Source organism: Streptomyces sp. NPDC051567, assembly GCF_044454165.1.
Classification (GTDB): Bacteria; Actinomycetota; Actinomycetes; order Streptomycetales; family Streptomycetaceae; genus Streptomyces.
In genome coordinates this window covers 38,086-62,653 of sequence record NZ_JBITDK010000017.1, presented here as the reverse complement: position 1 = coordinate 62,653, position 24,568 = coordinate 38,086, and the positions used below count along the sequence as shown (strand labels likewise).

Below are 24,568 nucleotides of genomic sequence, written 5' to 3'. Positions count from 1 at the left end.
CCTGCGAGGCGCGTCGGATGTCTTGACCCGTCCAGCCTGCGTGCGCGGGAACCCAAGATCGATCCGGGCAGCGTGACCTTCCTCGGTGGGGATAACCCCCGGCCCGGACACGGCCCGCCCGGCGGCCCCGCTCGCCTTCCGCGCGCGACGGGCGCACCCTGGAAATCCGGGGTGACAACGGGGTGACCCCTTGGAGGTGAGACACCGTGTCCACGCTCGTCGGATGGCACGTGGAGCTCGAATTCACCGAGGAGGGCCACCGCACCAGCGCGGCGGCCCTGCTCAGGCTCGGTGACGGCTCCGAGATCAGGGCGCACGGCTACGCCATGCGCCACCCGACCGACTCGGACCAGCTCCGGGTCGGTGAAGAGATCGCGGGCGCTCGCGCGCTCATGGATCTCGCGTCACAGCTCTTGCAGAAGGCCCACACCGAGATCGACGCGGAGTCGGGCAGGCACTCCTACCCGATCAACCACTGACCCACCCGGTGAGGGATGCCCAGCTCGCGGGAGCGAGCGTGAGCGTCGGCCCGTGCGGGACCTTCGAGTCCCGCACGTGCACCTGCCCGGCACAGGAGCAGGAGGCGACTTCGACGCACTGGCCGCCCTCGTCGCTGCTGTGACTGGACTTGTGCCAGGCGGCGGTGCCGACCTCGACGCACGCGCCGCCGTCGTCGCCGCTGTAACTGGACTTCCGCCAGGCGATGGCGACTTCGAGGCATTCACCGCCGTCGTCACCGCTGTAGCTGGACTTGAACCACGTGAGTGCGATGCTCATCGTTCTCCTAGCAGCCGATCCAACAGGTCCCTGGTCGCACTGACGTTGAGGGCCTGGGATCGCAGCATCGCATATTTCTGGGAGAGGATACTGACCTCGTCTCCGTCGCTGACGAGGTGACTCCCGCGCTGTGTTTCGGAGTATCCGAGGAGCTGGTGCTCCGGGGTCTCCAGCACGATGAACGGGCCCTTGAGACCAGCGTGACCGGTGCCGCCGAGGGGCATGACCTGGATCGACATGGTGGGCCGGTCCATGCAGCTCCGCAGGTGCTGCATCTGCTCCCAGTACACCTCGTCCCCGCCGATCCGCTCCCGGAGCGCGGGCTCCCCCAGGATGAAGCCCAGGGTCGGCGGAATCGGCCTGGTCAGTATCTGCTGACGCTCCATCCGGTTCTCGACCTGAAAATGGATCTCCTCCTCGCCCATGGCCGGGACGTGGCAGCCGAACAGGGCACGGGCATACGCGTCCGTCTGGAGCAGGCCCGGGATGGTCAGCGTGTCGTACCAGGACAGGGCGACCGCCCGGAACTCCAGATCCAGGTACTCCTCGACCCACGGCGGGGTCACGTCGACCTCGGGCATCCTCGTCGCGGCGATGGTCAGGACCCCGGGCAGCCCGAGGTGGTGGTCCATCAGCTCGGCGACGTCGGGCATCAGCACCCGGCGGCCCTGCTCGATGGAGGCGACGGTCTCGGAGTGCAGCCCGATGAGGTCGCCGAACTCCTTCTGCGTCAGGTTCTTGGCTACTCGACAGACGGCCACCTGAGCGCCGACCATCTTCATGGTCGTCGCGTTGGGCCGTGGACGTTGTTTGGGTGGCATGACGGTGAACTCCCCACCTGTGTACGTGAATGAGCCCGCACAGATGCGTACCGCAACCACGTACGGATCTGCGCTGAGCCATAGGTTAGTCACAGGGCGCGACAATTTTCAGGTGAATCTAAAGACTCAGTCGGTTCTCGTCCGGGACCGGATCTACCTGCGTTCCCGCCGGTCGGTCGCTGCTGCACGACATTTCACACGTGACACGTTGCTGGTCTGGGGCGTGACCGAACGTGACGAGGACATGCTCCTCTGCGTGAGCGAACTGGCCACCAACGCCATCCGCCACGGCGTCCCGCCCGGCCGTGGTTTCCTGGTCCGCCTCCTCACGAGCGGCGGCGCCGTCCGCATCGAGGTCCACGACAGCGGCGGCGGCCACCCCCGCCTCAGAACCCCCCACCCCGACACCCCCGAACCCCTGGGCGGCCGGGGCCTCCACCTGATCGCCGCCCTCTCCGACACCTGGGGCACCCACCCCCGCACCCCGGGCAAGGTCGTCTGGTGCGAATTCCACGGAGCGGACGTATCCCAGCCGAACGCGATCGCTTGATCTCTGCTGGCCAGGCACGGCCTAGCTCGGAGCGAGGGAGGCACCCCGACCCCTGTACTCCTCCCTTACGCTGGGGCTTTTCGCCGGAATATGGAATTCCCCTGGTCGCCCTCCAGCGGTGGCGCGAAATCTCCTTCATTTGACTCAAAATAATCCTCTTGCCGCGTGCATTCGAACGCCCTGGAGTGGCGTATTTCAGTCGTGTGTCGATTCGGGCGAATGGTGGCCAAAAGTGGATGAATAGATTTCATTTGATCTTACGTCTGGCCGATTGGGTGCGCCTTTAATGTGGCGGCGAGCTAGGTGCTCGCGTGGTAGTTTCTGTGTTCGCGAGTTTGATTGGTAATGGTCGTGCTCGCGTCCATTTCTGCGAAGGGGGGGGAATATGAAGACTGGGAAGTCTCTGCTTGTATCCTTCGGGGTGCTTGCTGTGCTCGGAAGCTCGCCTGCTACGGCCATTGACCTGAGCTCGTCGAAAGACGGTCAGGTGCACGCCTATTCCTACGGGACCAACACGCGTGTCGCGGTTGCGGACACGAAGCAGGACGGTCACCCGGTTTACGTGAACTACAAGCGAGTAACCAGCGTTGACCAGTACACGCTCTGGAACAAGGGCGGCTCAGGTACGACCGTGACCAGCGCCGCCGGCGGAGCGGTTTACGTCATTCAGGCCTGTGTGTCGATCGACGGCTGGCCTGACAAGTGCGACATCAAGCGTGAAGGCTGAGATGGAAGGGAATGCGGGGATGGGGAAAATGAAGAAGTCTGCTGCGATCGCTGTCGGCCTGGGTATCGCTGTGCTCTTCAGTTCGCCGGCCATGGCGATTGACCTGAACTCGTACAAGGATGATGCTGTTCACGGCTACTCCTACGGTACGAATGCGCGTGCTGCCGTGACGGACCTGAAGTCGGACGGCATGTCCGTCTACGTCCGTTACTCGCGCAACAACAGCGACGGGTACCCCTACACCCTGCACAACAAGTCTGGGGCCGGCACCACTGCCACCAGTGGGTCTGGTAATACGGTCTGGATGGTGCAGGGCTGTATATCCGTCGGCTGGGCTCCGGACAACTGCGACAGGGAACGCACCATCTCGTAAGAAAACTTCATGTGGGGCCGCCGGTATCGGCGGCCCCATGTCTTTTGTCAGGTAGGTAGGAATGGAACACGATTCACCGCGCACGCCGGCTCCGAGGGGTGTCGCGCTTGAGTTCAGCTCTCTTCGGTACCGGATCGGCGACAGGACGTTGTTCGACGGTCTTGACCTGCGCCTGAATACAGGGGATTCCGTCGCGGTCATGGGACCGTCGGGCAGTGGCAAGAGCACGCTGATCTCCTGCGCTCTGGGGCTGGTGCAACCGGAAGGTGCCGTACGGGTCGCGGACGCGGACCTGGGCCGGATGAGCCGCAGGGAGCGGACCCGCCACCGCAGCCGTCACATCGGCGTCGTCTTCCAGTTCGGTGAGCTCCTTCCAGAGCTGACGCCAGTGGAGAACGTGGCGCTCGCGGGGCTGCTGGCGGGTGCTGACCGCAAGGAGACCTACAAGGCTGCCGCGGAGCTGCTGGGCAGTCTGGGAGTGCCCCGTGACGCTCGGGCGACGGGAACGCTGTCGGGAGGGGAACGCCAGCGGACGGCCGTGGCACGCGCCCTGGTCAACAGACCGTCGCTGCTGGTTGCCGATGAGCCGACGGGCGCGCTCGATGACGTCAACCGGGCCGCGGTGGCCGAGCTGCTCTTCGAGGTGCCCCGGCGCTGGCCGTGTGCACTCCTCGTGGTGACGCACGACGCGCAGGTCGCCGCGCTGGCCAATGACACCGTGCACCTCGTCGAGGGCCGGCTCGTCCCTCGGGAGGCTCAGTGAGCAGCCACAACGGAGCTCCGCTGTGGCTACAGCTGCTCCGCATCGGAAGGGTCTCGGCCCACGGAGCTTCCGCGGGAAGAATCCGCGCTGTTTCGCTGGTCTGCGCCACTTTCGCCGCAAGCCTCGTCGTGTGTGCGGTGGCCTTGATCCATGCTGCCTACGAGGGACGCGAACTCCGTGACGCGGCCCGGTCCCCCGTTCAAATTTCCCAGAACAGCTCGGAGCGGGCACGCCTGTTGTACCGGCCGGCTTTCGATGTCGTCGACAACGTGCAGTACCAGGTCGTCTACATCGCACCGCTCACGGAAGACGCCCCCCTCCCTCCGGGCTTGTCCGCCTGGCCTGAACCCGGTCAGGCGGCCCTCTCACCCGCCCTGCTCGCGGCAGGACGCGATGAAGGCATCACCACCCGCTTCGGCGGCCTCGCCGGCACGATTGCGCCGCGCGCGCTGGCAAGCCCCGGCGAGTGGTTTGCCTACGTGCGCCCTCCCGTGTCCGCGGACACCGCCAGGATGTGGCCGAGCGCCGGATTCGGCACTGCGAAACCGCTCGGCACCGGCGAGATGATGTTCGCCAAGCCCCCCTACATCCTTCTTGCCCTCACCGCCTTCATGGGTGCCCTCCCGGTCTCCGCGCTCATGGCCGCAGCCGCCCGGGCAGGATCGGACGCTCGGGACCAGCGCACGGCCCTCCTCGAAGCGCTCGGCGGCGGACGTCGCGTCAGAGCCGCCGTCAACGCCGGTGAAGCGGCACCCGCCGTCGCGATGGGCGCCGTGCTCGGGCTCGCCACCTCCTGCTGGATCCTGGCGGGCGACACCCGTCTTCCCCTGACCGGATACACCATCTCCGTGGCAGACGCACGGCAATGGGCGTGGGCCTCGCTCACTGCACCTGTGCTGGCCGCATTCCTCGTCCTGGCCTGTGTGCTGCTCCTGCACCCGCGCCAGGCCGGGCGCGACGGTGTCAGACCGCGTCTGTTCAGGACCCGTCTGCCACGCTGGTGGCCCTACCTCTGTCCCTTCCTGCTGGTTGTGGCGGTGCAGGGGCCCGGGCTGGCAACCAGCTCGGGGCAAAGGCTCCTGGTGTACGTGATCGGTGTCGGTGGCACGATCCTCACCTTGCCCTCGTTGGTCGGGCTCGCCGCGGTGGCCGCCGGCAACGCACTGGCCTCGATCGGCCGCCGACGAGGCCGGCCGGGAGCTCTCCTGGCCGGCCGGTGGGCAGCGGCGTGGCCGGGTGCCACTGTCCGTCTCACGGCAGGGGTGATCATCGCGTTCGTCCTCGTGGGCCAGACCCAGCTCTGGGCCACCCTGAACACGGGCCCCGCTATCCAGGCCCAGCAGACCGTGCGGAAGGTCGGAAGCAGCGCGCTGCTGCTGTCCGTGGACCAGGACAAGCCCGTCCCCAAGGCCTTTCTGGAGGCGTTGCCGTCCGGCGTGGAGACGCTCCGCCTCGCAGTGGATCATGGCAAGTCCACCGCCGAGATCAACGGACCGTGTACAGCCCTGCGGCGCTTGTCGCTGCCGTGCACCCAGCAGCCGACCGAGATCGAACCCAACCACCCCGACCCACGGTTCCAGGCCCTGGCTACCTGGGACACCCCCGGCCAGGGCATCTACGCCAGGGACACGGCCCGGCCCGAAGGCTCCACCCTTGTCCTGGTCGGCGACAAGGGGCACGACCTGTCGGTGCCCATGGTCAAAGAAGCCGCGAACCGGCACCTGGGCATGGCGGTCTCCGTGGAAACCATCGCCGGCTCATGGCTGACCGCCGCGAACACGGACGACCTCAACGGACGATGGGTCATGCTCTACGGGACCTTCGCAGTCATCCTCGTCATCATTTCGATCATGGTCGCCAACCTCGCCGAGTTCCTCCGGTTCGTCCGTCAGATCACCGCGGTCAGCGTCCTCGCCGGGAACAGGACCATCTACTTCAGCACCGCGTTCTTCACACTGTTCGCCCCACTCGCTGCGGCAGCCCTGATCGGCCTGTTCATGCACCACTGGCTCGCCACCCCCGTCAAGGCCGTCGCCTACAGCGGCGAGCACACCGAGACCGGCAACATGCTCCGCACCACCCTTGCCGGAGCCGGAGTCATGGCCGTCACCGTCTGGCTGTGGGGCGCCTGGGGCGCCACCCGCCTGGCACGCCACTGGCGCCCCTCGGCCGACTGACCCACGACGGCCCGACCTGCCCGGCCCCGTGCGGGGTCAGGTCAGGGCCGGGCCGTCGCGGTAGGCCTGTCGCCAGGTCGCCAGGTCGCCAGGTCGCCAGGTCGCCAGGTCGCCAGGACGTAGCCGGGGCCGCCGTTGGCGCCGGCGCCCGGGTCGCGGTTTCCTGGTCCGGCTCCTCATGAGTGCGGGAAACCTTCCCTCCACGGTCCCACGACATGCCGCCCCTGCTCCGCTGCGGGCGGCGGATCGCGCGTCGCACAAATGGCTCTGTTATTCGATGAGATCACGTTCCGGTACGGCAGGCGGACACCGGTGTTCAGCGGGTTCACGCTGACGGTCAGCGCTCCCGCGACGGTGCTCCTGGGACCGAACGGAGCGGGTGAGTCCACGCTGATGGCGCTCGCCGCCTCCCGGCTCACACCCACGGCGGGGACGCTCAGCTTCAACCGGCTGCGCCCGGGCGGCCGCAAGCAGGCCGCGTACCGCAAGAGCGTCGCGTGGATACCCCAGCAGATCACCCCTGTTCCCGGTCTCACCGTCCGGGAACAGGTCGCCTACGCGGGCTGGCTCAAGGGCATGCGCCGGGGCGCGGCCTGGGAAGCGTCGGGCACCGCGATCGAACGGGTCGGCCTCGGCACGCTCGCGAACCGCAAGAGCCACAGCTAGTGCTGTGACCGGAAAGGTTTGCCGGTGAGCCCGCGGCGTCCGGTGCGACTGCGTTCGCTGCGCTCACTTCGTCTCGGCTCTTGCCTTGATCCTTCGGATGCCGAGCGCATCGCAAGGCGGAGGGGCGCCCGTAGTACTGGACGTACTTGGGCGCCCCGACAACGTAGCGAGGTGCCGTGCCGGGCGTCGCGGGCCGGTGAACCTTTCCGGTCACAGCACTAGCCTGATACGAGACCAACCGCCAGGCCCTGACCACCTGCGACCAGCCCGCACGCCTCGACATCACCGGAGCCGCCCGGTGATCTGGTGGCTCCGTTCCCGCTCCGCCGCGGTCCTCACCACGTGCACCCTGCTGACCGCCTTGGCCTCACTGGCCGTCGGCAACACCGAACTCCCCGTCCCCGTACTGACGGGCCAGGCCGGAAAGTTCGTCGTCGCCCAGCTGATCACGGTCCTGCCCGCCGTCTTGTGGCTCAACAGCACCGGCCGCGCCAGATCGCGGACAGAAGCCACCGCGGTACGCCCCGTCCATCGCTGGGACACCGCCCTCGCCGCCGTGCTCGCCGCAGTGGTCCTCGCCGTCACCCCGGCCGCACAGCTCGCGGGCGTCTCCGACATCGCCATCTCCGTCGGCCGCAACACCGCCGTCTACTTCGGCATCGCACTGGTCCTCAACCCCCTCACCGGCCACCGCTCCGCCGCACCAATCACCGCTGCCTTCCCCCTCGCCTGCGCGGCCGCAGGCTGGCGTCAGGCAGGCGGAGCAGAGCCATGGGCACTCGTCCTCCACCCCGCCGCCTCCATCCCCGCCTTCGCCGCCGCCACCGCACTCCTCGCCATCGGCTGCGTCCTCAGCGCGATCCGGCCGCCCGGCACCGGCGCCTGGCTCCTTCGGGCTGCCGGGCGGTAGCCGCCGTCCACCCCGCCCCGGCGGCGTAGGCAGGTGCGCACGCGCTCCTGAGTAGTCGTACTCAGGCGCCCCGACTCCATCGTTCCGATAGGCTGTCGGACGAACGGGGGGAAGTCGTGGGACGACGTCGGTCAAAACTTGAAGTGTGGCTTCCGGCTGCCTACTTGGCCGTGGTGGTCGGGCTGCTGGTCTGGGTAGACGTGCTCTTCCGGACGGGGGACGCCGGGTTCGCCGGCATCTGGCCGATGCTGGCCACCGCACCGCTCAGCCTCCTGGCCATGTTGCTGGTCCTGCCCGATCCCGGGGCGCCCGGGTTGTCGGAGGTCACGCCGCCCGTCCACACGGGCGGCGTGCCGCCCGAGCCGCTGCCCGTGCCCGTACCCGCGCCCCTGCCCGGGGAGACGCTCGGGCCCGTGCCCATGGGGCCGCCGCTCCCGACCGACTCGGTAGTGCACGACCTGCCCGGCGTCGAACTGTTCGACACGTGGCTGAGGTTCGGGTTCTACGGTGTGATCCTTGCCTGCGCCCTGGTCAACGCCACGGCGCTCTGGGCGCTGGTACGCGGCCTGACCGGTCTCCTCGCACGCCGTCGGCGGGACCCCGGACAGGCATAGCTCAGGGGGCATGCGCACGCCCTTGAGGACCTTGTCCACCGCGTTGCACGGCCGTCACGGCCATCCCCACCAGATCGAGCTGCTGCCCGCCCACGGCCCGTACGGCCACCCGACCCACCACGCGCCACCTCAGCCCCCACCCCACCCTCCCCACCCCGCACCAGCCGCCGTCTCTCCTCGGCGACGCGGCCGCGAGATGGCTCAGAGGCGTCCTGTCCGGTCGCATCCGGCTGCGTTAGCGTCGCCTTCCGAATGCCTATGGGGAGGTTTCGTGCGCGCTCTCGTCTATCTGGGTCCAGGCTCCGCCGAACTGCAGGACAGGCCCGCCGCACAGCTCGTGCACGATGATGACGTGGTGGTGGAGATCGTCGGTACGGGGGTCTGCGGAACGGACCGCAAGATCCTGCTCGGGCGGTTCCCGGCCCGGCCCGGCGTCGTGCTCGGACACGAGTCGGTGGGTGTGGTGCGGGAGACCGGGCCGCAGGTGCGTTCGGTCGGGGTGGGGGACCGTGTGGTGGTCAACCCGACGCTGTACTGCGGCTGGTGCGTCCCGTGCCGCCGGGGAGCGACCAACTTCTGCCGTCACAAGGCCGGGACCGAGGTCGGAGTCGACCGGGACGGCACGTACGCGGAGACGGTGACCCTCCCGGAACGTTTCGTCGAACGGGTTCCCGCCGGGCTGTCCTTCCGCGGCGCGGTCCTGATCGAGCCGCTCGCCTGCGTCCTGAGCAACGTCAAGGCCGCGTCCGTCACCTTCGACGACACCGTGGTGGTGCTCGGCGCGGGCCCGATCGGGATGCTGACCGCACTGGTCGCCGCCCGCCAGGCCCGGCGGGTTGTCGTCGCCGAACCGGACGGCTACCGGCTGGAGCGGGCCCGCGAACAGTTCGCGCACGTGGTGGACGTGGCGGGAACGGACCCGGCCGAAGCCGTGGTGAAGGCATCGGGCGGCGAGCGTCCCTCCGTCGTCTTCGACACGACGGGCACCGGCCTGGACGCGGCGCTGCGGCTGATCGACGACGGAGGCAGGGTGGTGGTGATGGGCTTCGACGACACCTACTCCGTGCCGCTGCGCCCGCTCCAGCTCACCAACCGGGGCATCCAGCTGATCGGCGCCGGGGACTACCGGGCCGATGTCTTCCCGGTCGCCGTGGACCTGGCCGCCGAACTCGGCGCCCCACAGCGCACCGGTACCGGCACCGGTGCCGGCACCAGTACCAGTACCGGCCCGGTCCTCGATCGGCTGGTGACGCACGAGTTCCCGCTCGAACGGTACTCGGAGGCGTTCCTCGCGCTCGGCGGCCTCACCCGGGACGACGGGGGCGGCGGGGACGGCGGGGACGAAGGCAGCGCACGGGCACCGCGCTACGACGCGCTCAAGGTCGTCATCCGCTCGCACACCGGCCCGGTCGGCGCCGACGGCTGGCCGATGAGCGCGTGAGCGCGCCGCGGCTCGGCTCGGTCGAATCCGGCGGGTCCAAGTTCGTCTGCCTGGTCGGCTCGGCCCCCGACCGGATCGAGGCCGAGACCCGGTTCCCGACCGGCCGGCCGGGCCCCACCCTGGCCCGGGCCATCGACTTCTTCCGGGAGACGGCCGCCAGGACCGGACCGCTGGACGCGATCGGCATCGCCTCCTTCGGGCCCCTCGAACTACGGCCGGGCCATGCCAGGTTCGGCCATCTCGCCGCCTCCCCCAAGCCCGGCTGGTCCGGGGTGGACGTCGCCGGTCCGTTCGCCGCCGCGCTCGGAGTACCGGTGGGCATCGACACCGACGTCAACGGTGCGGCCCTCGGCGAGGGCCGGTGGGGCGCCGCGCGGGGCTTGGACACCTACGTCTACCTCACCGTCGGCACCGGGATCGGCGGCGGTGCGGTGATCGGCGGCAAGGTGGTCAGCGGCCTGGTCCACACCGAGATGGGCCACCTCGCGGTACCCCGGATCGCGGGCGACCCCTTCCCCGGCTCCTGCCCCTTCCACGGCGACTGCTGGGAGGGGCTGGCGGGAGGCGAGGCGATGGGCGCCCGCTGGGGGGCCCCGGCCGAAGAACTGACCGGGGACGCACTGCGTGAGGCGCTGCGGCTGGAGGCGGCCTACCTGGCCGCGGGGCTGCGCAACATCGTCTACACGACCGCACCCCAGCGGATCGTGATCGGCGGCGGTGTCGCGGAGCTCCCCGGGCTCTTCCCGCTGCTCCGCGCCGAACTGACCGTGGCACTGGCCGGATACCCCGGGCTGCCCGAGCACGCGGCCGAGGACTTCGTGGTCCCGGCAGGGCTCGGCCGGCTCGCCGGACCGGCGGGCGGACTGGTCCTGGCGGCCGGGGCCGCCGCCGCCGCACGGCCGCTGCCCGGCGCTGGGCCATCGGGGGGAACGGGGGGAACGGGCGCATGAGGGCGGCCCCGGGCCGGGCAGGCCTGCCGGTGTGACGGGCCCCCGTCCGGCGGGTCCTCTGGACCCGGCCACCCACGCCTGGCTGACCTGGCACGCCCTGCCCGGGGCCCTGCTGCACGAGATGGACCCGCTGCCGGGCGGGTTCACCAACGACATGGCCGTGCTCACCGCCCGGCGCCCCGGCGCGGCGGGCGCGGAGCGCTACGTGCTGCGCCGCTACCGGCCCGGCGGCAGCCGGGTCCCGCGCAACACCTGTGCGGTGGAGATCGCCGTCCTCGGCCGGGCGGCGGCCCGTGCCGTCCCGGTGACCGCGGTGGTCGCGGCCGATCCGCAGGGCCGCGCCACCGGCCGCCCCACCCTGCTCTACCGGTTCGTGGACGGGACCCCGCTCAGCCAGGTGCTCGCGGACGGCCCGGCGAGCGGTGACGCGCGGGCCCTGGGCCGGGCCGTCGGCACGGTCCTGGCGCGGATCGGCCGGGTCAGGCTGCCCCGCCCAGGTGTCTTCGGCGACTCTTCGCTGGTACCGGCCCCGGACGGTGCGGCCCCGCTGGGTGACCTGCCCGGTTTCGTCGACCACTGTCTGGTCACGGCGGCCCCGGACGGGCCGCTGAGCGGGACGGACGCGGCCGTACTGCGCGCCCTGGCCCGCCGCGGGCCTCGGGCCGTTACCTCCGTGGCGGGTGAAAGCAGCCTGGTGCACGGCGACTTCAACCCGAAGAACGTCCTGGTCCAACGGCGCGCCGGGCAGTGGGCGGTGGCCGCCGTGCTCGACTGGGAACTCGCCTTCAGCGGCTCCCCGCTCTTCGACGTCGGGAACATGCTGCGCTTCGCCCACGAGTACCCGCCCGCCTTCACCAGGGGCTTCGTCGATGGCTTCCGGGGCGGGAACGGCCGGCTGCCCGCGGACTGGCGGCGGCTCAGCCGGACGCTGGACCTCTTCGCGCTCGCGGACATTCTCACCGCACCGCCCGACCCGGCCTACTTCGCCCGCGCGCACACCGTGCTGCGCCGGTCCGCCGCCGACAGGCACTGATCGCCGCTGACAGGTGCTGACATTCACTTACAGGTACTGACAGGTACTGATCGGTACTGGCCCCAGCCGCCACCGGCTTTCCCGCTTTCCCACCCGACCCATACGCCGCTCCATTCTCAGGAGGCAACTGCTGTCCGTGCGAATTGCGGAATATTGCCAATAAACGTCGAAGGAATGGCCGAGAGGCGATACGAAGCGTTCTTCTCACCATCAAAAATTCCGGTTAGTCTGCCTGGGTCGAAGCGAAGGATCATTGACCGAGGGGGAATTTCGCCGTGGAGACCGGAAGTCCGGGAGATGTCCTGAAGACGCTCACGCCGACCGTTCGCTGCAACGGGACACCGCCCACGCCCGCGCTGCGCGAAGGGCCGTACTACAAGCCCGACACCCCCTTCAGGACCAGCTTCCGGGGCGATGCGGACGGAGGTGTCCCGATGGTGCTGCATGGCGCGGTGCGCACCCCCGAGGGGCAGCCGATCGGCGGCACCCTGCTCGACTTCTGGCAGGTCGGGGACGTCGGAGTCTACGACGACGACGGTTTTCGGCTGCGCGGCCACCAGTTCGCGGACGCCGAGGGGCAGTGGCGGCTGGAAACGGTGCTGCCCGCCGTGTACCCGGGACGGACGCGGCACGTGCACGTGAAGGTGCAGCCGCCCGGCGGAGCCGTACTGACCACCATGCTGTATTTCCCCGGCGAACGCCGAAACCACCTCGACAAGTATTTCCGGCCAGAATGCCTGATGGACGTGCACGAGACGCCCGAGGGCTGGGACGCCTCGTTCACCTTCGTTCTGGACGTGTGAACCCCCGCCCCCGCAATACCGACGGGAACCTTGCATTCCACTGCCCGGAGATATCGCTATTCGCCGTCCGCCGTGTCCACGGACGGAAGTCGACAGGAGTCACATGGCCGACCTCATGCGCGTCCGGCACGGTGCCGGGAGTGACGCACGAAGCGATGCCCGGGAAGACGTCCGCGGCGATGCCCTGAGCTACGCACAGAAGCACCTGTACTACCCGGTCAGCGCGTACGAGATGGACCACGGCGAGGGCGTCCACCTGTACGACACCGACGGCAACGAGTACCTCGACTGCGCTTCCGGCACCTTCAACCTGAGCCTCGGCTACGGGCACCCCGAAGTGGTCAAAGCCATGCGGGACCAGGCCGAACGGTTGGTGCACACCACCTCGACCTTCCAGACCGCGCCCGTCAACGAGCTCGTCCGGCGGTTGGTCGAGGTCACCCCGCCGAACCTGACCAAGGTGCACCTCAAGGTGTCGGGCGGCTCCACCGCGAACGAGGGCGCGGTCAAGATGGCGCAGCTCGCCACCGGCCGCCGCGACGTCGTCACTCTGTTCCGCAGCCACCACGGCCAGACCATGATGACGACCACCATGTCGGGCGAGTCCTTCCGCAAGGCCCCGTTCCCGCACCTGATGCCCGGCGTGCTCCAGGTCCCCGACCCCTACTGCCTGCGCTGCTTCTACCGTCAGGCGGGCCCCGACAGCTGCGGCATGCTCTGCGTCGAGCGCATCAACGACTTCCTCGACCACGCCAGTTCCGGCAGCGTCGCCTGCGTGGTCGTCGAACCGGTCTCCGGCAGCGGCGGCAACATCGTGCCCCCCGACGGCTACCTGCCCGCGCTGCGCGCCCTGTGCGACGAACGGGGCATCGTCCTCGTCTTCGACGAGATACAGACCGGCATAGGCCGGGTCGGCCGGATGTTCGCCGCCGAGCACTACGGGGTGCGGCCCGACATCCTGACCACCGCCAAGGGCCTCGGCGGCTCCGGCGCCCAGATCGCGGCGATCGTCGCCGACGAGCGGATGTCCGGTCTCAGCAGCGACCACCACTCCTTCACCTACGGCGGCAACGTCCTCGCCGCCGCCGCGGCGGCCACCACCCTCGACGTGATCGGCCGCCCCGGCTTCCTGGAGAACGTCCGGGAGGTCGGCGCCCACATCATGGAACGGCTGCGCGCGCTGGCCGCCCGCCACCCCGCCGTCGTGGACGTGCGCGGCCTCGGCCTGATGATCGGGATCGAGATCGGCGACGACCAGGGGCGCCCGCACAGCGAACGGGCCCAGGCCCTGGCCCGGCGGGGCATGGACCACGGCCTGATCCTGCGGACCTCCCGCTACGGCCGGGGCAACGTGATCAAGATCCGCCCGCCGCTGATCCTCACCCGTACCGAGGCCGATCTGCTCTGCGACCGGCTCGAAGCCCTCTTCGCCGCGGAGGCCGCCGCATGACCGGACCCGAGCACGGCGGCCCCCCGGATGCCGCAGCCGTGCGGCAGTACGTGACCGGCCTCGCCGGAGCCGTCCGTGACGCCGTACTGGCCGCCCAGCACGAGGCCGGCAGCCGCCTGGTCCGGGGCCACTCGCCGGGCGGGGACGCCCAGTTCGGCCTCGACGAAGTCGCGGAGGCGGCCACCTGGAAGTACATCGCCGGCCACGATCTGCCCGTCGCCGTCTACTCCGAGGACCGCGGCCTGCAGTACCACGGCACGGACCCGGCCCACCTGCTGGTCGTCGACCCCATCGACGGAACCCGGCCCGCCGTCGCCGGCCTGGAGTCGGCCACGGTCTCCATCGCCGTCGCCCGCATGTCGCGGCGCCCGCGCATCGCCGACGTCGAGCACGCGATGCTGATGGAACTGCGCACGGGCGCCTACCTCTACGGGGACCGGGTGACACCCGGCATCACCGCGCACGGCTACGACCGTCCCGTCCCGGCGCTGACCCGCACCACCGACCTCGCGCGGATGTTCTGGTCGCTGGAGTTCAACGGCCACCCCGCCCGCCTGATGACCGAGGCGTACGGCCACCTCATCGACCGCTCGGCCAACACCGGCGGGGTCTTCGTCTTCAACAGCGCCACCTGGTCCATCTCCCGGCTGCTCACAGGCCAGCTCGACGCCTACGTGGACATCGGCAACCGGCTGCTGCGCGACGATCCGGCGCTGCTGCCCGAGTTCGAACGGGTCGGCAACGGCCGGGTCCTGCACCTGTTCCCGTACGACATCGCGGCGGCGGTCTTCCTCGCCGAGCGGGCGGGGGCGGTCATCACCGACGGCTACGGGCAACCGCTCGGCGACACCGTCCTGACCGACCTGAGCATCGCCAACCAGCGGTCCTGCGTGGCCGCGTCCACCCCCGAACTCCACCGGGCCCTGCTGACGGCCGTCCGATGGAAGGAGTGACGTCCATGCGCCCCCCGAACACCCCGCCCGCCCGAGCGGTCAGCACCCCGGCAGCGGACGACACCCCGGCAGCGGACGACACCGAGTTCCGGACCCTGCTCGACCGGCTCTCCGACAAGGCCACCGCGGACTACTACAACCCCTTCACCACCTTCGACTGGCCGGCCTCGATCCCCACCGACGAACTCTGGATGTCCCCCGAACTGCTCTCCTGCCACGGCACCGAGCTGATGGACGAGCTGAGCCCCGCCCAGCTCCGTACCCTGAGCCGGTGGGAGAGCGTCAACTTCTACAGCCTCAACGTGCACGGCATCCGCGAGCTGCTCATCGAGGTCACCCGGCGCGTCCACACACCCGGCTTCGAGCTTCCCTCCGAGTTCTTCCACCACTTCATCGGTGAGGAGAACGACCACATGTGGTTCTTCGCCACCTTCTGCCTCAAGTACGCCGGCAAGATCTATCCCGACAGGTCGGTCAAGCTGCCCGAGGCCCCACGCGACCCGGACATCGAGAACTTCCTGGTCTTCGCCCGGATTCTGATCTTCGAGCAGATCGTGGACCACTACAACGTCCAGATGGCCGCCGACCGCCGCCTGCACCCGACCGTCAGGCACATCAACCGGCTGCACCACCAGGACGAATCCCGCCACATAGCCTTCGGCTGCCGCCTGGTGCGCCTGCTGTGGGAGCGGCTCCTCGACCGCGGCCCGGACGAGGCGGCCCGGCACGAACTGCGCGGCCACCTCGGCGGCTACCTCGGCCGCTACCTCACCACCAGCATCGAGTCCCTCTACAACCCGGCCGTCTACCGCGACGCGGGACTCCCGGACGGCTTCGCGCTGCGCAAGCGGCTGCTCGTCCACCCCGCCCGGCAGGCCGCCCACGCCAAGGTCCTGCACAAGACCACCGGCTTCCTCCAGCGGATCGGGGTGTTCGATGCCCGTCACTGACCCCGCGGCCACCAGGGCCGGCGGGGTCGGCGGGCCCGCCTGGTCGGTCCGGGACGGACTGGCCACCCTCGACGAACCGGCCGTCCTGCTGAAGAACGCGCTCGACGCGGTGTTCACCCGCTGGGGTACCGAGGCCGGAGCCCGGCAGCGGAGCTACCCGCCGCTGCTACGGGCCGAAGAGCTGGGGGCCCTCGACTACTTCCGCAACTTCCCGCACCTGGGCAGCCCGGTCACCCGTGTCCGCCCCGACCGGCTGGCAGCCCGCGCCACGGCCCCGCCCGGAGCCACCGCACTGCCCGCGGCCGACCTGGCCGACGCCACCCACCTGCTGCCCTCCGCGGCCTGCTACGGCTGCTTCCTGCACCTCTCCGGCACCAGCTCCGACACCCCCGTGCTGATCACCACCCTCGCGCAGTGCTTCCGCAACGAGGACCACCACGACGGGCTGCGCCGGCTCTGGGGGTTCACCATGCGGGAGATCGTGTGCGTCGGTTCCGCCGAGGCCGTACGGGCCCACCTCGACCGGCACCAGGAGCGGATCGCCGCCTTCGGCACGGCCCTCGGCCTCACCCTGGACCGGCAGCCCGCCACCGACCCGTTCTTCGAGAAGGACGGCGCCCGCACCGTCATGCAGATGCTCGCCCCGGTCAAGGACGAGTACCTGCACACCGACGGCACCGCCGTGGCCTCCACCAACAACCACCGCAACTTCTTCGGCGAGCGCCGTGCCATCGGCCACGCGGGCCGCCCGGCCTTCACCGGCTGCGTCGCCTTCGGCCTGGAACGATGGGTGCACGCCCTGGGTGACCGTTTCGAAGGGGACCTGGCCGCCGCGCACCGCGCGGTACGGCGGACGGGGGAGCGCTCGTGACCCGGCTGGCCGCCCGGCTCGGCCTCACACTGCCTCTGCTGCAGGCCGGGATGGGCGCCGTCGCCGGGCCCGGGCTGTGCGCCGCGGTGTCCCGGGCCGGAGCGGGCGGCACCCTCGCGCTGTACAAGGAACCACCCGCGCGGGCCGCCCGGCTGGTCCGTGAGGTGGCGGCTGCCACCGGCCGCCCGTTCGGGGTGAACGTGGTCCCCGAGGTCACCGGCCCGGCCGCCTGCCTGGACCAGCTCCGGGCCGTCCTGCCCGAACTGCCCCCGGACGCCTTCGTCACCTCCTTCGGGCTGCCCGACGCCGACGCGTCCGGGGTCGTCCGGGCCGCCGGGCACCCGCTGGTGGTCCAGGTCGGCACCCTCGCGGACGCGGGCACCGCCCTCGGACGGGGTGCGGCCGTCCTGGTCCTCCAGGGCACCGAAGCCGGCGGTCACCTGCTCGGCCGGCTGCCCGTGGACCTCCTGCTGGCCACCGTCCGGGCCCGCTACCCGCACGCGGTACTGGCCGTCGCGGGCAAGATCGCCACCGGACGGGACCTCGCGGACGCCGTGGCCCGGGGCGCGGACGGGGCCATGGCCGGAACCCTGTTCGTCCCGGCCGCGGAATCCACCGCGCACCCGGAGTTCAAACGGCGGGTGGTCGAAGCGGTGGCCGACGACACCCTCGTCACCTCCCTGTTCGACATCGGCTGGCCGCACCGCCCGCACCGCGTCCTGCGCAACCCCCTCACCGCCACGACGGAACGCGCCCCGGCCACCTTCATCGCCACCACCCGGGTGGACGGGCGGGAGCACCCGGTACCGCGCTACAGCGCGGCGGCTCCGGGTGAGGAAACCACCGGCCGCATCGAGGAGATGGCCATGTACTGCGGCCGGTCCTGCACCCGCGTCACCGCCCGGCACCCGGCCGCCGTCACCGTCGCCCGGCTCGGCCGGGAGTACGGGAGGAGACATTCATGGACGACGTGATCAAGCCGGTCGTGGACTGGCTGCGCGAACACAACCCCACCGTCGAAGAGATACCGGAGGACCTCGATCTGATCGAGAACCGCCTGATCGACTCGCTCGGCTTCATGGAGTTCATCCTGCTGCTGGAGGACCTGATCGGGCGGGAACTCCAGCTCGACCAGATCGACGTGGACCAGTTCCGCACGCTTCGTTCCCTCAGGGAACACTTCCTGAAAGGGTGAACCGCCCATGGCGCAGGACCCGCCGCCGCCCGGACCCGGACGTGTCACCTCCCTGCACCTCGCCCCGCGCACCGGCGAGCCCACCTTCCGCGTCGCACAGGCCCGCGCGGTGACGGGCCGCGGCCTGGCAGGGGACCGCAACTACTGGGCCGGCGAGGGCCCACGGCCCCGGCGCCGGGGAACCGGCCGGGCGTCCGGGGTCTGCGACGTCACCCTCATCGAGGCCGAGGCCCTCGACGCCCTGGCCCGCGAACACGGCATCACGCTCACCCCCGCCGAATGCCGCCGCAACCTCGTCTGCCGCGACATCCGGCTCAACCCGCTGGTGGACCAGGAGTTCCGGATCGGCGCGGTGATCCTGCGCGGTCTCAAACTCAGCGAACCCTGCGCCCGCCTTGAGCGACTGGTGCGCCCCGGCCTGATCCGCGGCCTGCTGCACCGCGGCGGGCTGCGGGCCGAGGTGGTCCGCGGCGGGACGATCCGGGTGGGCGACCGGTTCCTCCCACTGCCGCACGACGCACGGCCGCTCCTGCCGTCCCTTCCCGCCCCCCTCCCCTGAGGCCGCACAGATGGCCGCCCGGACCTACCCGGACACCGCCCCGCCATCACCGATTCGAGGACCCCCGAGCGCGCCCGTCCCGGCCTGGCCCGGCCCGGTACCGGACCACCGCCACCGTGCTGCTCGCCGTCCCGCAGCCGTGCCCGACGGAGCCTCGGTGCCCCCGCCCGGCGCACATGCGGCCGGGAACAGACCGTAACCGCGCACCGGGCGGACCGCCCGGCCGTGGCCCTGTAGACAGGAAGACAGCATGGCGATCGAAGGCGCCGCCCCCGGGCGGAAAAGTGGCACAGCACCGGAGTCCGGCGCGGACGCCCCCTCGGCCACGGCCGTGGAGCGCGCGGAGGGGGCGGCCAAGGAGCTCGCCGCGGCGGGGACGGCCGTCTCCGTCCGCCTGCTGGAGTGGGGCTTCGCCCTCCGCCTCGACCGAACGGCCGCCGACCGCCTCGCGGACCTCGACGGCACCGGGCCCGTCGACGACTTCCGCACCCTGGTGTCGGAGGTGCTCGCCGGGTCCCTGCCCGCAGGTGTCGCCGAAGCCGTCGACGCGGCGCTGACCGGCCGCGCCGACCAGATCCGGTCGGCCGCCGCCCGGGGTGCCGGCTGCGAGCTGCTCTCGCCATGGTCCGCACCCACCCTCCTCGCCCCCATGGCCCTCGACGCGCCGCCACGTGAGAGCGGCCTGTGGTTCAGCGTGTTCACACCGGGTGCGGGCTGGGGAACCGACGCGCAGTTCACGGCCCACTACGCCTCCGAAACCCCCGCCCTGGCCGTCTTCCGCGATGACCTGTACTGCGTCTACCAGGGCCGGGGCGACAACCCCGACCTGTGGTGGACCGCGCACCGCGCGGACGGCGGCTGGTCCGAGGACCAGTCGTTTCCCGCCCACCACACCCTGGGCAGCCCGGCCCTGGCCGTGTTCCAGGACCGCCTGTACTGCGCGCACCGCGGCGGCTCGGGCGACTGGGGCATCGCGCTGACCTCCTCCGACGGCGGTACCTGGACGCCGGACCGGCCGATCCCGCACGCCGGGAGCGTCTACGGCCCGGCGCTGGCCGTCTTCCGCGACGCCCTCCACCTCGCCTACGCCGACGCCGCCCAACGGATCATGGTCACCACCAGCGCGGACGGCCACCGCTGGACACCCCCCGAACCCGTCCCCGGCTGCGCCACCACGAGGTCCCCGGCGCTCGCCGTGTACGACGACGCCCTCCACCTGCTGCACGGCAACCCCAAGGACGGGGCCATCCACTGGAGCCGGCTGCGCGACACCGGCTGGACCTCCGAGGGCGCGCTGCCGGGGCACCGTACACGGAGCAACATCGGCCTCGCCGTCTTCGACGGCAACCTGATGTGCGTCCACCGCGACCCCGCGCGCCAGCAGCTGTGGTGGTCCGCCTTCGACGGCGCCGGATGGAGCACGGACACCGAGATGCCGGGGCATCACAGCAAGTACGGTCCGGCGCTGGCCGTGCACCGCGACCCGACCGGCACCCGCGACCAACTCCTGTGCGTCCACCGGGGCCACGCCCAGCGCTTCGTCACCGCGGCAGGTGAAGTACTGACCGACGAGGACCCGGCAGGGCTGCACGAACTCGACGATCCGGACTCCGTCGCCGACTGAGACCGGCCCCTCACGCCGGCCGGGGCACAGCGCCCGCGCCCCGGCCGGTGGTCCGGCCGCCCAGCCCCGCACCCGTCACTCGCGCCGCGTCGCACGGTGTCGTTTCACAGGGCGCGGCCATCAGGTGTACCGGAGGGGTGCTACCGCCGGGACCCTTGGCAGACGAGTACGCCGCCCAGGCAGGTGACGCGGAACGCGCCCTCGGCGTGAATGACTGCGTTGACCCGCTCCCGGGCGCGCTCGATCGTCTCCTGGAACGGAACGCCCATCGTGTCCGCCCATGCTTCGTACGAGGCCAAGTGCGTGACGACCGGTTCAGCGTCGGTCACCTCGATCACCCCGGGTAGCGGGATCGTGCGGATGGCACCGAAGACCGTGCCGAGGATCGCCGGGGCGTCCTCCGGGGTGAAGCGGGCGGACAACCGCACTCGGGCCGGCCCCTCCGGAATGCCCAGCACATCGCCTGCGGCCTGGCACCAGAGGTGCTCCAGTTCCCGCTTGTCGGTCCGGCTGTTGGTGGAGACGAGCGCGATGCCGCCGGGCGCCAGCACGCGGCCCAGCTCCCACACGGCCTGGGCCTGGTCCTCGACGTGGTACAGCATGTGCAGCGCGAGGACCGCGCCGAGGACTCCACCCGCCCCATACGGACGCGACGCATGAGGCGGGTACGTTGCCCCCATGGCTGACTTCTGGATCGTGATCACGACCGTGGACACTCAGGACGCCGCGCGGAAACTGTCGCGCTCGACGGTGGATGCGGGCCTGGCTGCCTCCGGGCAGGTGACCGGGCCCATCGAGACGACGTACCGGCACCTCGGTGAGGTCTCCGAGGGCACCGAGTACCAGGTGACGTTCCGTACGACCGGCGACCGGCGCGAGGCCCTGGAGAAGCACGTGGTGGACCACCACCCCTACGACTCGCCCGAGGTCATCGCGTTCACGATCGACGCCGGCCGCGCCGAGTACCTGGACTGGATCACCCGGGCCACCCGCTAACCCTCGCCCGCTCCAGCAGCGCGCCGACCGGGGCGAGGGATCGGTGGGGCTCCAGCCGCTCGACCAGCAGGCGGGCCCGCCCCATCGGCCTGATCGACGCGAGTCCCTCGGAGAGGTCGAACACCCGTGACGTGATCGCGGTCGCGTGCTCGACCTCTCCCGCGTCCAGGTATGCCGACGCCAGCCACGACAGGTAGAGCGCCTTGTCCCGGGCCCGGGTGTCGTCGTACCGGGCCAAGGCGTCCTCCAGCGCCGGGATCGCCCTCAGCGGCCGGTGCAGCTCCGCCCAGCACCGCCCCGTCATGATCGCGATCTCGTCGGGGTCCACCCAGTACGCCCAGTCCGGGACCGGTTCGTCACCGTGCTTGTGGATGGCCTCCTCGGCGACCCCCAGGGCGTAGTCCGCCTCCCGGGCGTTCCCCGATGTCGCGTGCTGCCACGCCAGCCGGTCCGCCAGGAGCGCCCGCACCACAGGCGCCGTCCCCGAGCTGAGCGCCTCGTACGCGGCTGTGGCGAATCTGATCCCGGAGCCGCCGCCCACCGTCCACTCCACGTACGCGAGGAAGGCCAGCGAGTTGCCTTCCAGTGCGATGTCCTCGGCGGCCCGCGACGCGGCTAAGGCGGTCAGGTAGTGCCCGCGGGCCGTCTCATAGCTCCCCGCGTCGTACGCCGCCCACCCGGCGAGCTGGGCTTGTTCGGCGATGAGCCCCCGCAAGCCCCGGCCGGTCACCTCGCTGTAGACCCCTTCGTCGGCCAGCCGGGTCGTCGTCTCCAGCTCCCGGACGTACATCTGGTAGGTGTCCCCGCCACCCACGAAGTCGTCCAGACGCCGGAGCCGCGCGGTGCGCTGGCTCAACTGCCCTGGGACGTCGGCCCCGATCCTGCGCCCCGCCGAAAGCAGGGAGGAGGGCTGTATGACGGCGATTCCGGTGCCGGCCGAAGCCGTGAAAAATCTGCGGCGGTCCACATCGTTCTCCTGGTCGGTCTGGTCGGTCTGGTTCTGTTCCTGTCGGCGAAGGCGCCGTGCGAACACGACGGCCCGACGTAGCTCCTCCTCCGGCACGCCGAACTCCGCGGACAGCAGCGCCCTCGAAGCCGGGTCCGGAAGCCGCTCGTGGGTCTCCCACCGCGACACCGCGCCTTGCTCCAGCGGGTACCCCCGCCGCGCGGAAAGATCAGCCGCCAGCCCCTCCTGTGTGCGCCCGCCGGCCATCCGAAGACGCCGCAGCAGCGGCCCGATCGGCTCCACGCCATCGTCCTCATTCATGGTCGTCATCGCCATCCCTCGGCCGTTCCCAGAGCCCTGATCCCAGCCTGGCCATAGAACCTGGCCATGTCCCAGGAATGGCCATGCCTTCTGGCCCATCCGTCCAAACGCTTGCGGCAGTTGACTGGTCACAGCCGCCCGGAGAGGCGGTCTCCCCCTCGCAGCGGGCCGCAGGACTGTCCCCGTGTCGCACGTGCGGCCTACTGCGTCCCCGGAGCGAAGCGCCAGCCCGAGACCAAGGAGAGAGCCGTGGCCCCTCAGATCCGTCCTCGCCAGCGACAGACCGTGCCCGGCTGGGTCAGCGAAGGAACACTGATCTTCGACCCGGAGGAGAAGCGACGGGGCATCGTCCAGTTCATCGGCGAGTGGGAAGACGCGGCCACCCGGGTCTCGTACGCGAACGCGGTCTTCGCCCGGCCCGAGGGCGGTGGGGTGGAGTGGGTGGTCGAGGACCCCTCCAGCTTGGAGCGCGGCTGAACAAGCGCGCGCCGAGAGGCTGGCGTCAGCAGCTCGCCGCGCTCCTCTACGTCGCTGTCGTCAGCTTCCTCGTGATCGCCCTGGCCGTCGCTGGGGACCCCAGCCGCTGAACCACGGGATCTCCGCCTCGAACCTTCGGACTGCCAGCAGCCCCGTCCACCCGGCCCCGTCTTCTTCATGGAGTCCCTACGTGGAACGTCCCCGCGTTCTCTCCACCCTCGCAACAAGAGCTGCGGCACCTGCAAAGGGCTCAGCGAAATCTACTGCCGTGCCGACCGTGAGGGCTTACGCATGGCGTCACGTTCCATGATCCGAAAGGAAGGGTACTGATGGCACACGCTCTGATCGCTTCCCCGTTCCTCGACGGGTATCTGCTCCTCAAGCCCGGGGCTCGGTCCGGTGCCCGGATACCCGCCGCCGACTACGACGAACTGTGGAAAGCCGCGGCCGACGGCGACGCGCTGCCCGCATGGGCAGTGCAGACCGCCGCCGAAATGTGGGGCCTGGACCTCATCGGCCGACGCACGCAGGGGACGGTCCTGGTGCGCGAGCCGTCCTCGTACGGCTACTGCCGCGCCTCGTGGGAGATCAACCTCGGCTGCAACTTCGACTGCAAGCACTGCTATCTCGGCGAGCGGCCCTTCTCCGGGCTCGGCTGGGAGGACAAAGTACGGCTGCTGGACATCATGCGCGAGGCTGGCGTCCTCTGGCTCCAGATCACCGGCGGCGAACCCACCATGGACCCTGACTTCCAGGGTGCCTACCGGTACGCCTGGCAGGCCGGGATGATGCTCACCATCTCCACCAATGGCTCTCTGCTCTGGCGGCCGGACCTCCTCAAGCTCTTCCGAGACTGCCCGCCCTACCGGCTGGTCGTCAGCATGTACGGGGCGAGCGAGGAATCCTTCGACACGCTCACCCAACGCCGCGGCGCATGGAAAGCGTTCCGGCGTGGCATGGACGCCGCACGCGAGGCGGGCCTGCCTCTGCGTATCAACGTCGTGGTGACCGAGGACAACGCCTCCGAGGCCGACGAGATGGCCGCCCTCGCAGAGGAGTGGAACGTCGAGAACCACGCGTACACAAACATGACGCCCACCATCTACGGCGGTGGTGAGCCGCTGCTCGCCCAGTCCGCCGCCCATCTGCGGCAGCGCAAGCCGTTCGCCGGCTGCAACGCGGGACACACCTTCTTCCACGCCGACCCGCACGCCAAGGTGTCGATCTGCAAGGTCGGCCGGGACGACCAGATCGACCTCATGGCCGAAGGCGTCGACGGCCTCACCCGGCTCGGCGCGATCGCCGACCGTCTCATGCTTCGCACCGGAGGGTGCGAGGGCTGCGCCCTGTCCGGCACCTGCCGGGTCTGCCGCCCCCTGGCCAAGCATTACCAGGAAGCGAAGGCGCCGCTGCACAGCTACTGCCAGCACGGAGACAAGGAGAACGCCTCATGACCCCGCCCGTACCGGTGGACCTTCTGCCCGGCCCGCCGACCTCGGCACGCCGCGCGGCACCGCCCGTCGCCGCTCTCTCGGTGACCGCCGTCCTGGACCTGGACGAGGTCGTGGAGAGCGCGGAGTGCTCCTGCGATGCCGGTGACGACAACCCCCACTGACCGATA

General features: G+C 70.5%; 28 protein-coding genes and 1 pseudogene. 25 read left to right on the top strand and 4 right to left on the bottom strand.

Annotated elements, in window-relative coordinates; translation table 11 throughout:
- Positions 1–206 precede the first annotated feature (206 nt).
- Positions 207–479 (top strand): DUF1876 domain-containing protein, encoded by a 273-nt coding sequence (locus ACIA5F_RS19690; RefSeq protein ID WP_399354615.1) that lies wholly within the window; start codon positions 207–209, stop codon positions 477–479.
- Here ACIA5F_RS19690 and ACIA5F_RS19685 read toward each other — a convergent pair.
- Together ACIA5F_RS19685 and ACIA5F_RS19680 are read right to left on the bottom strand one after the other, a co-directional pair.
- The gene (locus ACIA5F_RS19685; protein WP_399354613.1) at positions 469–777 is read right to left on the bottom strand and encodes a DUF397 domain-containing protein; all 309 of its coding nucleotides are present in this window, start codon (positions 775–777) and stop codon (positions 469–471) included. The two genes, ACIA5F_RS19690 and ACIA5F_RS19685, sit on opposite strands and share 11 nt — an antisense overlap.
- Positions 774–1,598: a helix-turn-helix transcriptional regulator gene (locus ACIA5F_RS19680; protein WP_399354611.1), complete on the bottom strand. Its 825-nt coding sequence runs from the start codon at positions 1,596–1,598 to the stop codon at positions 774–776. The genes ACIA5F_RS19685 and ACIA5F_RS19680 overlap by 4 nt, the downstream gene beginning before the upstream one ends.
- Positions 1,599–1,710: 112 nt before the next feature.
- Between ACIA5F_RS19680 and ACIA5F_RS19675 the strand changes: the two genes are divergently transcribed.
- The 20 genes from ACIA5F_RS19675 to ACIA5F_RS19580 all read left to right on the top strand — a co-directional run bounded on the left by ACIA5F_RS19675 (position 1,711) and on the right by ACIA5F_RS19580 (position 20,207).
- Positions 1,711–2,148 (top strand): ATP-binding protein, encoded by a 438-nt coding sequence (locus ACIA5F_RS19675; RefSeq protein WP_399354609.1) that lies wholly within the window; start codon positions 1,711–1,713, stop codon positions 2,146–2,148.
- Between the two features lie 385 nt (positions 2,149–2,533).
- Positions 2,534–2,875, top strand: a complete 342-nt coding sequence (locus tag ACIA5F_RS19670; RefSeq protein ID WP_399354607.1) for a hypothetical protein — start codon at positions 2,534–2,536, stop codon at positions 2,873–2,875.
- Positions 2,865–3,248: a hypothetical protein gene (locus ACIA5F_RS19665; protein ID WP_399354605.1), complete on the top strand. Its 384-nt coding sequence runs from the start codon at positions 2,865–2,867 to the stop codon at positions 3,246–3,248. The genes ACIA5F_RS19670 and ACIA5F_RS19665 overlap by 11 nt, the downstream gene beginning before the upstream one ends.
- 61 nt (positions 3,249–3,309) lie before the next feature.
- Positions 3,310–4,011 carry an ABC transporter ATP-binding protein gene (locus ACIA5F_RS19660; RefSeq protein WP_399354603.1) on the top strand — a complete coding sequence of 234 codons (702 nt, stop codon included), beginning with the start codon at positions 3,310–3,312 and terminating at the stop codon, positions 4,009–4,011.
- Complete coding sequence (locus tag ACIA5F_RS19655) at positions 4,008–6,188, top strand: hypothetical protein (protein ID WP_399354601.1); 2,181 nt, start codon at positions 4,008–4,010, stop codon at positions 6,186–6,188. Before ACIA5F_RS19660 ends, ACIA5F_RS19655 begins: the two co-directional genes overlap by 4 nt.
- Positions 6,189–6,449: 261 nt before the next feature.
- Positions 6,450–6,854 (top strand): ATP-binding cassette domain-containing protein, encoded by a 405-nt coding sequence (locus tag ACIA5F_RS19650; RefSeq protein WP_399354599.1) that lies wholly within the window; start codon positions 6,450–6,452, stop codon positions 6,852–6,854.
- 298 nt (positions 6,855–7,152) lie between these two features.
- Entirely contained in the window at positions 7,153–7,764 is a 612-nt protein-coding gene (locus ACIA5F_RS19645) for a hypothetical protein (RefSeq protein WP_399354597.1), read from the top strand.
- Between the two features lie 116 nt (positions 7,765–7,880).
- Positions 7,881–8,378 carry an SCO4225 family membrane protein gene (locus ACIA5F_RS19640; protein WP_399354595.1) on the top strand — a complete coding sequence of 166 codons (498 nt, stop codon included), beginning with the start codon at positions 7,881–7,883 and terminating at the stop codon, positions 8,376–8,378.
- A 271-nt stretch (positions 8,379–8,649) separates the two neighbouring features.
- Entirely contained in the window at positions 8,650–9,819 is a 1,170-nt protein-coding gene (locus ACIA5F_RS19635) for a zinc-binding dehydrogenase (protein ID WP_399354593.1), read from the top strand.
- Positions 9,816–10,769: an ROK family protein gene (locus ACIA5F_RS19630; RefSeq protein ID WP_399354591.1), complete on the top strand. Its 954-nt coding sequence runs from the start codon at positions 9,816–9,818 to the stop codon at positions 10,767–10,769. Before ACIA5F_RS19635 ends, ACIA5F_RS19630 begins: the two co-directional genes overlap by 4 nt.
- 31 nt (positions 10,770–10,800) lie before the next feature.
- A complete protein-coding gene (locus ACIA5F_RS19625) occupies positions 10,801–11,802 on the top strand; it encodes a phosphotransferase (RefSeq protein WP_399354589.1) in 1,002 nt (333 codons plus the stop codon).
- A gap of 275 nt (positions 11,803–12,077) precedes the next feature.
- The gene (locus ACIA5F_RS19620; protein WP_399354587.1) at positions 12,078–12,605 is read left to right on the top strand and encodes a hypothetical protein; all 528 of its coding nucleotides are present in this window, start codon (positions 12,078–12,080) and stop codon (positions 12,603–12,605) included.
- Positions 12,606–12,708: 103 nt separating this feature from the next.
- Positions 12,709–14,055 (top strand): aspartate aminotransferase family protein, encoded by a 1,347-nt coding sequence (locus ACIA5F_RS19615; protein ID WP_399354585.1) that lies wholly within the window; start codon positions 12,709–12,711, stop codon positions 14,053–14,055.
- Positions 14,052–15,008: an inositol monophosphatase family protein gene (locus ACIA5F_RS19610; RefSeq protein ID WP_399354584.1), complete on the top strand. Its 957-nt coding sequence runs from the start codon at positions 14,052–14,054 to the stop codon at positions 15,006–15,008. Before ACIA5F_RS19615 ends, ACIA5F_RS19610 begins: the two co-directional genes overlap by 4 nt.
- Before the next feature lie 5 nt (positions 15,009–15,013).
- A complete protein-coding gene (locus ACIA5F_RS19605) occupies positions 15,014–15,958 on the top strand; it encodes a diiron oxygenase (protein ID WP_399354582.1) in 945 nt (314 codons plus the stop codon).
- Positions 15,945–16,829, top strand: a complete 885-nt coding sequence (locus tag ACIA5F_RS19600; RefSeq protein WP_399354580.1) for a hypothetical protein — start codon at positions 15,945–15,947, stop codon at positions 16,827–16,829. The genes ACIA5F_RS19605 and ACIA5F_RS19600 overlap by 14 nt, the downstream gene beginning before the upstream one ends.
- Positions 16,826–17,803: an NAD(P)H-dependent flavin oxidoreductase gene (locus tag ACIA5F_RS19595; protein ID WP_399354578.1), complete on the top strand. Its 978-nt coding sequence runs from the start codon at positions 16,826–16,828 to the stop codon at positions 17,801–17,803. Before ACIA5F_RS19600 ends, ACIA5F_RS19595 begins: the two co-directional genes overlap by 4 nt.
- A complete protein-coding gene (locus ACIA5F_RS19590) occupies positions 17,791–18,024 on the top strand; it encodes an acyl carrier protein (RefSeq protein WP_399354576.1) in 234 nt (77 codons plus the stop codon). The genes ACIA5F_RS19595 and ACIA5F_RS19590 overlap by 13 nt, the downstream gene beginning before the upstream one ends.
- A 7-nt stretch (positions 18,025–18,031) precedes the next feature.
- Entirely contained in the window at positions 18,032–18,583 is a 552-nt protein-coding gene (locus tag ACIA5F_RS19585; RefSeq protein WP_399354574.1) for an MOSC domain-containing protein, read from the top strand.
- Positions 18,584–18,833: 250 nt separating this feature from the next.
- Positions 18,834–20,207: a hypothetical protein gene (locus tag ACIA5F_RS19580; RefSeq protein ID WP_399354572.1), complete on the top strand. Its 1,374-nt coding sequence runs from the start codon at positions 18,834–18,836 to the stop codon at positions 20,205–20,207.
- 140 nt (positions 20,208–20,347) lie between these two features.
- Here ACIA5F_RS19580 and ACIA5F_RS19575 read toward each other — a convergent pair.
- A pseudogene (locus ACIA5F_RS19575) lies at positions 20,348–20,845 on the bottom strand (class I SAM-dependent methyltransferase); the annotation flags it as partial.
- Positions 20,846–20,885: 40 nt separating this feature from the next.
- On the opposite strand from ACIA5F_RS19575, the gene cutA reads away from it, so the two are divergent.
- Positions 20,886–21,203: a divalent-cation tolerance protein CutA gene (cutA, locus tag ACIA5F_RS19570; protein ID WP_399354570.1), complete on the top strand. Its 318-nt coding sequence runs from the start codon at positions 20,886–20,888 to the stop codon at positions 21,201–21,203.
- Here the strand turns inward: cutA and ACIA5F_RS19565 are convergent.
- Complete coding sequence (locus ACIA5F_RS19565) at positions 21,184–22,479, bottom strand: helix-turn-helix domain-containing protein (RefSeq protein WP_399354567.1); 1,296 nt, start codon at positions 22,477–22,479, stop codon at positions 21,184–21,186. The genes cutA and ACIA5F_RS19565 overlap by 20 nt on opposite strands.
- Before the next feature lie 240 nt (positions 22,480–22,719).
- On the opposite strand from ACIA5F_RS19565, the gene ACIA5F_RS19560 reads away from it, so the two are divergent.
- From ACIA5F_RS19560 to ACIA5F_RS19550, 3 genes are all read left to right on the top strand, one after another.
- Entirely contained in the window at positions 22,720–22,947 is a 228-nt protein-coding gene (locus ACIA5F_RS19560; protein WP_399354565.1) for a hypothetical protein, read from the top strand.
- Between the two features lie 329 nt (positions 22,948–23,276).
- Positions 23,277–24,401, top strand: a complete 1,125-nt coding sequence (locus tag ACIA5F_RS19555) for a radical SAM protein (RefSeq protein WP_399354563.1) — start codon at positions 23,277–23,279, stop codon at positions 24,399–24,401.
- Positions 24,398–24,562: a hypothetical protein gene (locus tag ACIA5F_RS19550; protein ID WP_399354561.1), complete on the top strand. Its 165-nt coding sequence runs from the start codon at positions 24,398–24,400 to the stop codon at positions 24,560–24,562. Before ACIA5F_RS19555 ends, ACIA5F_RS19550 begins: the two co-directional genes overlap by 4 nt.
- Positions 24,563–24,568: the final 6 nt, after the last annotated feature.

Excerpts from the sequence above, each read along its gene's own strand:
- ACIA5F_RS19685 (WP_399354613.1), bottom strand. The coding sequence starts at position 777 with ATGAGCATCGCACTCACGTGGTTCAAGTCCAGCTACAGCGGTGACGAC.
- ACIA5F_RS19680 (WP_399354611.1), bottom strand. The coding sequence starts at position 1,598 with ATGCCACCCAAACAACGTCCACGGCCCAACGCGACGACCATGAAGATG.
- ACIA5F_RS19670 (WP_399354607.1), top strand. The coding sequence starts at position 2,534 with ATGAAGACTGGGAAGTCTCTGCTTGTATCCTTCGGGGTGCTTGCTGTG.
- ACIA5F_RS19660 (WP_399354603.1), top strand. The coding sequence starts at position 3,310 with ATGGAACACGATTCACCGCGCACGCCGGCTCCGAGGGGTGTCGCGCTT.
- ACIA5F_RS19650 (WP_399354599.1), top strand. The coding sequence starts at position 6,450 with ATGGCTCTGTTATTCGATGAGATCACGTTCCGGTACGGCAGGCGGACA.
- ACIA5F_RS19615 (WP_399354585.1), top strand. The coding sequence starts at position 12,709 with ATGGCCGACCTCATGCGCGTCCGGCACGGTGCCGGGAGTGACGCACGA.
- ACIA5F_RS19610 (WP_399354584.1), top strand. The coding sequence starts at position 14,052 with ATGACCGGACCCGAGCACGGCGGCCCCCCGGATGCCGCAGCCGTGCGG.
- ACIA5F_RS19605 (WP_399354582.1), top strand. The coding sequence starts at position 15,014 with ATGCGCCCCCCGAACACCCCGCCCGCCCGAGCGGTCAGCACCCCGGCA.
- ACIA5F_RS19600 (WP_399354580.1), top strand. The coding sequence starts at position 15,945 with ATGCCCGTCACTGACCCCGCGGCCACCAGGGCCGGCGGGGTCGGCGGG.
- ACIA5F_RS19590 (WP_399354576.1), top strand. The coding sequence starts at position 17,791 with ATGGACGACGTGATCAAGCCGGTCGTGGACTGGCTGCGCGAACACAAC.
- ACIA5F_RS19585 (WP_399354574.1), top strand. The coding sequence starts at position 18,032 with ATGGCGCAGGACCCGCCGCCGCCCGGACCCGGACGTGTCACCTCCCTG.
- ACIA5F_RS19580 (WP_399354572.1), top strand. The coding sequence starts at position 18,834 with ATGGCGATCGAAGGCGCCGCCCCCGGGCGGAAAAGTGGCACAGCACCG.
- cutA (WP_399354570.1), top strand. The coding sequence starts at position 20,886 with ATGGCTGACTTCTGGATCGTGATCACGACCGTGGACACTCAGGACGCC.
- ACIA5F_RS19565 (WP_399354567.1), bottom strand. The coding sequence starts at position 22,479 with ATGACGACCATGAATGAGGACGATGGCGTGGAGCCGATCGGGCCGCTG.
- ACIA5F_RS19555 (WP_399354563.1), top strand. The coding sequence starts at position 23,277 with ATGGCACACGCTCTGATCGCTTCCCCGTTCCTCGACGGGTATCTGCTC.
- ACIA5F_RS19550 (WP_399354561.1), top strand. The coding sequence starts at position 24,398 with ATGACCCCGCCCGTACCGGTGGACCTTCTGCCCGGCCCGCCGACCTCG.